Origin of the sequence: Nonomuraea sp. NPDC005983 (genome assembly GCF_040614375.1) — a bacterium.
Lineage (GTDB): Bacteria > Actinomycetota > Actinomycetes > Streptosporangiales > Streptosporangiaceae > Nonomuraea.
This window is the reverse complement of record NZ_JBEXUP010000246.1, coordinates 1-6,600: the sequence shown is the minus strand read 5'-3', so window position 1 is coordinate 6,600 and position 6,600 is coordinate 1. Positions and strand designations below refer to the sequence as shown.

The following is a 6,600-nucleotide window of genomic DNA, read 5'->3' as shown; positions in this document are numbered from 1 at the left end:
CACCCCGCCCCGTGGCGCGGCCGCGCGTCGCCGCCCGCCTCGGTCGGCGACGCGAGGACGGCTAGAGCTCTGAGATCAGCTTGGCGGCCACCTCCAGGGCCACCGCGGTGCGCTGGTCCTCCGGGATCTCGTCCATCCCGAAGATGGTCGGCACGCTGGCCAGGATCACCGCGAACACGGCCAGCCTGGCCTCGAACTGCTTGACCGGGGCCGCGCCCGGCACCGCCAGCACCGACAGCATGGTCACGACGCTCTCCTGCATGCGCGCGCCCATCGGCAGATCTCCCATCACGCCATGGTTGACCTGCGCGAACCTCATCAGCGGCCGCCACCGGTCCTCCAGCAGGTCGGCGACCCTACGCAGGATCTCCAGCCGGGCCTCGGCGGTCGCGGGCTGCGCCTGCGCCCAGGCGATGAGCTCCTCGACGGACGTGACGAGCACCTCCATGACGCTGACCAGGATGTCTTCCTTGGTGCGGAAGTGGTAGTAGAGCGCGGGCCTGGTGATGTCCAGCCGCTCGGCGACCTCCTGCAGGGTGGTCTTGTCGTATCCGCGCTCGGAGAACAGCTCCAGTGCCACGCGCTGGATCCGGTCTCGCGTGTCGGTCCGCCGCCCGGCCATTCCACTCCCGTTCCCTTGACGTCCAGCCGGGCCATTGCTTACTTTCACGTAAGTAAGCAATGGGAGTCCGGCTTTAGGGAGCAGACTATGACCCCTTCCTTCCCGATCCAGCGCACCTGCCCGTTCGCACCCCCCGAGGAGTACGGGCGGATGCGCGAGCAGGCCCCGCTCGTCCGGGCGTCGCTGCCCGGCGGGGACGTCTGGCTGGTGACCAGGCACGCCGAAGCCCAGCAGGTGCTGGTCGGCACCGGCATCAGCACGAACCCGGCCACCCCCGGCCACCCCAACGGACTGCTCAGCCCGGAGCCGCCCACCCCCGAGCAGCTCGAAGCGGCCGAACGGTTCAGGGTCGGCCAGTTCATCGACCTCGACCCGCCGGAACACACCCGCTTCCGTCGCATGCTCATCCCCGAGTTCAGCGTGCGGCGCGTCAGGGACATGCGCCCGGGCATCCAGGAGGCCACCGACCGGCTCATCGACGACATGCTCGCGGCAGGTGACGAGGCCGACCTGGTCGAGGCGTTCGGGCTTGCGCTGCCGTCTCTGGTCATCTGCCAGCTGCTCGGCGTCCCCTACGCCGACCGCGAGTTCTTCCAGTCCAGGACGCGCATGCTGGTCTCCTCCGCCGGCGACCCCGAGGCGGGCTACCACGCGGCCATGCAGATCAGGGAGTTCCTCGACGCCCTCGTCACCGAGGTGGCGAAGAACCCGCAGGACGACCTGATCGGACGGCTCGTCACGGCGGGCGAGGCGACGCACGACGAGCTGGTCGGCATGGCCTTCCTGCTGCTCATCGCGGGGCACGAGACCACCGCGAACATGATCCCCCTCAGCGTGCTCACCCTGCTGCGCAACCCGGACCAGCTCGCCAGGCTGCGCGAGGACCCGGGCCGGTGGCCGCTGGCGGTCGACGAGCTGCTGCGCTACCACTCGATCGTCGACTGGGTCGCCTTCGACCGGGTCGCCACCGAGGACCAGCAGATCGGCGGCCAGCCCGTCAGGAAGGGCGAGGGCATCCTGGTGCTCGGCGCGTCGGCCAACCGCGACGAGCGCGCCTTCGAGCGTCCCGACGAGTTCGACGTCGAGCGCGGCGCCCGCAACCACGTGGCCTTCGGCTACGGCGTGCACCAGTGCCTCGGCCAGAACCTGGCCAGGGCCGAGCTGGAGATCGCCTGCCGGACCCTGTTCGAGCGCGTCCCGACCCTGCGCGTGCCGGTGGGCGACGAGGAACTGCCGTTCAAGTACGACGGCGTCATCTTCGGCCTGCACGCCCTGCCGGTCACTTGGTGAGTTCCTCATGGAGCGCCACGGAGCCGCTCATCGGCTTCTCATGATGGGCCTCTAGGTTGTGAGCATGAGTGAGCTCGCACGGTTGCTGGTGGTGGACGACGAGCCCGCGTTGCGCGAGGCGCTCAAGTCGAGCCTCGAGTTCGAGGGCTACAAGGTCGCCACCGCCAACGACGGGCAGGCCGCGCTGGAGGAGCTGGCGCGCGACGCGTACGGCGCGGTGCTGCTCGACGTCATGATGCCCAGGCTCGACGGGCTCACCGCCTGCCGCAGGCTCAGGGCGTCGGGCAACCATGTGCCGGTGCTCATGCTCACGGCCCGCGACGCGGTCGGCGACCGGGTCTCCGGCCTCGACGCGGGCGCCGACGACTACCTGGTCAAACCGTTCGAGCTGGACGAGCTGCTGGCCCGCGTGCGCGCCCTGCTGCGGCGCAGCGCGCTCAGCGCGGCCGCCCAGGAGGACACGCTCAGCTACGGCGACCTGCGCATGGACCCGGCCACCAGGGAGGTCACCAGGGGCGACAGGCGGCTCGACCTGACCAGGACCGAGTACCTGCTGATGGAGCTGTTCCTCGCGCACCCGCGCCAGGTGCTGACCCGCGACCAGATCCTGGCCGAGGTGTGGGGCTTCGACTTCGAGCCGACGTCCAACTCGCTGGACGTGTACGTGATGTACCTGCGGCGCAAGACCGAGGCCGGCGGCGAGCCGCGCGTGATCCACACGGTGCGCGGCGTGGGGTACGTGCTCCGGGCCGCGCCATGAAGCGGGGCAGCCTGCGCACGAGGATGACGCTGCTGGTCGCGGCGGCCGTGGCGATCGCGGTCGCCATCTCGGCTGTGGGCTGCTGGTACCTCGTCCGCAGGGAGCTGTCCTGGCAGCTCAACGAGTCGCTGAAAACGATACGCCCGTCGCGGGAGGACATGTGGGGGGCGGAGCGGCACTGCTTGCCGCAGCCGACCGAGCCCCCCCGCGGCGAGCACGGCCGCCCGCCCTTCATCGAGCCGGTGCAGATCGTCCTCGCCGACGGCCGCCAGTGCGTCATGGGCAACGTCGCGATCAAGATCATCGACGACGACAAACGCGTCGCCGCCGGCTATCCGGGTGAGGCCGTCTTCCGCGACGGCTACGCCGCGGACGGCACCCCGATGCGCGTGCTCACCTCGAACGTCAACAAGAACACCGCGCTCATGGTCGCCAGACCCCTGCACGAGCTCCAGAGCACGCTAGGCCGCCTGGCGGTGCTGCTCGCCGGCGTGGCCGTGCTGGGCGTGCTCGTCGCGGTCTGGGCCGGGCTGCTCGTCTCCCGGACGGCGCTGCGCCCCGTCGGACGCCTCACCAAGGCCGTCGAGCACATCGCCAGGACCGAGGACCTGAACACCCGCATCCCGGTGCAGGGCAACGACGAGATCGCCCGGCTCGGCTCGTCCTTCAACGCCATGACGACGGCGCTCGCCGGGTCGCGCGACCGCCAGCAGCAGCTCGTCGCCGACGCCGGGCACGAGCTGCGCACCCCGCTCACCACCCTGCGCACCAACATCGACCTGCTGCTCCGCAGCGAGCAGACCGGCCGCCGGCTCGACCCCGGTGCCAAGGAGCGCCTCCTGGTCAACCTGAAGGCCCAGTTCGCCGAGCTGTCCACGCTGGTCGGCGACCTGCTCCAGCTTGCCCGCGGCGACACCGACCACGAACCGCACGTCGAGCTGGGCCTGCACGACGTGGTCAGGGCCGCGGTCGAGCGGGCGCGGCTGCGCGGCGCCGACGTCACGACCGACGTCGGGGCCTGGTACGTCGTCGGCAGCGCCACGTCCCTGGAACGTGCCGTGCTCAACCTCATCGACAACGCCGCCAAGTTCAGCCCGGGCGGCCAGGTCGAGGTGGTGCTGCGCGGTGGCGAGCTGACCGTGCGCGACCACGGCCCGGGAATCCCCGAGGAGGAGCTGCCGCACGTCTTCGAGCGCTTCTGGCGCTCCCCGTCGGCGCGCGGCCTGCCCGGTTCGGGGCTGGGCCTGGCGATCGTGGCGCAGGCCGTGGCCGAGGCAGGGGGGACGGTCCGGCTGGCCAACGCCCCGGGCGGCGGCGCGATCGCGAGCATCCGGCTGCCGGGAAATCTCACGCCACGCTCAGAATCGGATAAGTCGCATTAAATGCCCAAGCCGTGAGCTAAGGGGCATGGAAACTACAGTGAGGACGCGCCTGGTCGAGGTGGTCGTTCCGGTCTACAACGAGCAGCGGGCCCTGCGTGACAGCATCGGCCGGCTGCACCACTACCTCACCAGCACGTTCCCGTACGGCTTCCGGATCACCATCGCCGACAACGCCAGCACCGACAACACCTGGCAGCTCGCGGGCGAACTGGCCGCCGAACTGCCGCACGTCCGCGCCGTGCACCTGGACGACAGGGGACGCGGCCGGGCCCTGCGCCGCGTCTGGTCCGGCAGCGACGCGGACGTCGTCAGCTACATGGACGTGGACCTGTCGACCGACCTCGACGCCTTCCTGCCCCTGGTCGCGCCCCTGCTGTCGGGCCACAGCGACCTGGCCATCGGCACCCGTCTCGCCCGGGCGGCCCGCGTGGTGCGCGGGCCGAAGCGCGAGTTCGTCTCCCGCTCCTACAACCTGCTGCTCCGCTCGATCATGGGCGCGCGCTTCTCCGACGCGCAGTGCGGGTTCAAGGCCGTGCGCACGGAGATCGCGCAGGCGCTGCTGCCCGCCGTCGAGGACGAGCAGTGGTTCTTCGACACCGAACTGCTGCTGCTGGCCGAGCGGCACGGGCTGCGCATCCACGAGGTGCCCGTCGACTGGGTGGACGATCCCGACAGCCGGGTGGACATCGTCCAGACCGCGCTGGACGACCTGCGCGGCCTGGCCAGGGTCGCCCGCAGGACCGTGTCGGGCGCCGCCCGGCTGCCCGTCCCGGCCAGGGTCCGGCAGGCCGAGCTGCCCCGCGACATGGCCAGGCAGCTGCCCAGGTTCGCCGTCGTCGGCGTGATCAGCACGCTCGCCTACCTGCTGCTGTTCTCGCTGCTGCGGCAGGTCACCCCGGTGCTCGTCGCGAACGCGATCGCGCTACTCAGTACGGCCGTCGCGAACACCGCGGCCAACCGGCGCTTCACCTTCGGCGTGACCGGCTCGCAAGGGGCCGTGCGGCACCAGGTCGAGGGGCTGATCGCGTTCCTCGTCGGGCTGGCGCTCACCTCCGGTGGGCTGGCGCTGCTGCCCGACGGCGTCTCGCACGGCGTGGAGCTGTTCGCCGTCATCGTCGCCAACGCGCTGGCGACCCTCGTCCGGTTCCTCCTGCTGCGGGGGTGGGTGTTCCACCCGAACCGGAGGACGTCCCGATGACCGTCACCGCCATCGGGCATCGGGCGCCGCGGCGCCGGCTCGCCCGGTTCCTCCTCGGCCCCTCCGGCGACCCGCGCTGGTCGCGTCCCGCGCTGTGGGCGGTGCTGGTGGCCGCCTTCGTCCTCTACACCTGGGCGCTGAGCGGCAACGCCAACGAGTATTACGCCGCCGCCGTCCGCTCGGGCACCGAGAGCTGGAAGGCGCTGTTCTTCGGCGCACTCGACGCCGGCTCGTTCATCACGGTCGACAAACCGCCGCCGGCGCTCTGGGTGATGGGCCTGTCGGCGCGGATCTTCGGCTTCGGGACGTGGAGCATGCTGCTCCCGCAGGCCCTCGCGGGCGTGGCCGCCGTCGCGGTGGTCTTCTCCGCCGTCCGCCGCGCCCTGCCCGTCCGGGGGATGGGAGCGCAGGCAGCGCTGGTCGCGGCGGTGGTCATGACCCTGACGCCGATCACCGTGGCGATCAACCGCGACAACAACCCCGACCCGATCCTCGTCCTGCTGCTGAGCCTGGCCGCCTGGTTCTGCCTGGAGTCGCTGCGCACCGGACGGCTGCGCGCGCTGCTGTGGTGCGCGCTCTTCGTCGGCCTGGCGTTCACCACCAAGATGCTCCAGGCGTACCTGGTCGTGCCCGCCTTCGCCCTCGCGTACCTGGTCTGCGCCCGGCACCCCCTGGGGAGGCGGCTGGCGCACCTGGTCGCGGCGGGCGTCGTGATGGCGGTGTCGAGCGCCTGGTGGATGGTGGTCGTGGACCTCTGGCCCGCGGACTCCCGCCCGTACGTCGGCGGTTCCACCGACAACTCCGTCTGGGACCTGGTCATCGGCTACAACGGCCTCGGCCGGATCTTCGGCCAGGGCGGCGGCCCCGGTGGTGGTGGCGGCGCCTCGTTCGGCGGCGAGTCGGGCGCGGGGCGGCTGTTCAACGACACGATGGCGGGTCAGATCTCCTGGCTGCTGCCGTTCTGCGCGCTGGCGCTGGTGCTCGCCCTGCTGCTGCCGCGCCTGGGGAGGGGCCCGGCGAGCGTGTCTGACGGGGCGTGGCCTGGCGGAGGCCGGGTGAGCGTGCCCGGCGGGGCGTGGCTGGTGTGGGGCGGGTGGCTGGTCGTGCACTTCGTCGTCTTCAGCTTCTCCAGCGGCACCTTTCATCCGTACTACACGACCGCCATGGCCCCGGCGGTCGCGGCCGTGACCGGGATGGGCGGGGTGCTCATGTGGCAGCTGTACCGCAAGTCGCGGGCCTGGGCGTGGGCGCTGCCGCTGGGGATCGCGGTCACCGGCGGGTGGTCGTTCGCGGTGCTGCGCCGCACGCCCGAGTTCGTGCCGTGGCTGGCGTGGGCGGTGCTCGCGGC

The 6,600-nt window shown here is 71.6% G+C and carries 6 protein-coding genes; 5 read left to right on the top strand and 1 reads right to left on the bottom strand.

The annotated features are described in order from the left end of the window. Positions 1-61 precede the first annotated feature (61 nt). Positions 62-580 carry a helix-turn-helix domain-containing protein gene (locus ABZ297_RS45775; protein ID WP_355360564.1) on the bottom strand — a complete coding sequence of 173 codons (519 nt, stop codon included), beginning with the start codon at positions 578-580 and terminating at the stop codon, positions 62-64. Between the two features lie 129 nt (positions 581-709). Between ABZ297_RS45775 and ABZ297_RS45770 the strand changes: the two genes are divergently transcribed. From ABZ297_RS45770 to ABZ297_RS45750, 5 genes are all read left to right on the top strand, one after another. After that, a complete protein-coding gene (locus ABZ297_RS45770; protein WP_355360561.1) occupies positions 710-1,912 on the top strand; it encodes a cytochrome P450 in 1,203 nt (400 codons plus the stop codon). Positions 1,913-1,976: 64 nt separating this feature from the next. Then, entirely contained in the window at positions 1,977-2,672 is a 696-nt protein-coding gene (locus tag ABZ297_RS45765) for a response regulator transcription factor (protein WP_355360558.1), read from the top strand. Then, a complete protein-coding gene (locus ABZ297_RS45760; protein WP_355360555.1) occupies positions 2,669-4,054 on the top strand; it encodes a HAMP domain-containing sensor histidine kinase in 1,386 nt (461 codons plus the stop codon). The genes ABZ297_RS45765 and ABZ297_RS45760 overlap by 4 nt, the downstream gene beginning before the upstream one ends. Before the next feature lie 37 nt (positions 4,055-4,091). Beyond that, positions 4,092-5,252 (top strand): bifunctional glycosyltransferase family 2/GtrA family protein, encoded by a 1,161-nt coding sequence (locus ABZ297_RS45755; protein ID WP_355360552.1) that lies wholly within the window; start codon positions 4,092-4,094, stop codon positions 5,250-5,252. After that, positions 5,249-6,600: glycosyltransferase family 39 protein (locus ABZ297_RS45750; protein ID WP_355360549.1), on the top strand; the 1,352-nt coding region annotated here is incomplete at its 3' end. The genes ABZ297_RS45755 and ABZ297_RS45750, both read left to right, overlap by 4 nt.

Coding starts and splice junctions, on each gene's coding strand:
- ABZ297_RS45760 (WP_355360555.1), top strand. CDS start 2,669: ATGAAGCGGGGCAGCCTGCGCACGAGGATGACGCTGCTGGTCGCGGCG.
- ABZ297_RS45770 (WP_355360561.1), top strand. CDS start 710: ATGACCCCTTCCTTCCCGATCCAGCGCACCTGCCCGTTCGCACCCCCC.
- ABZ297_RS45765 (WP_355360558.1), top strand. CDS start 1,977: ATGAGTGAGCTCGCACGGTTGCTGGTGGTGGACGACGAGCCCGCGTTG.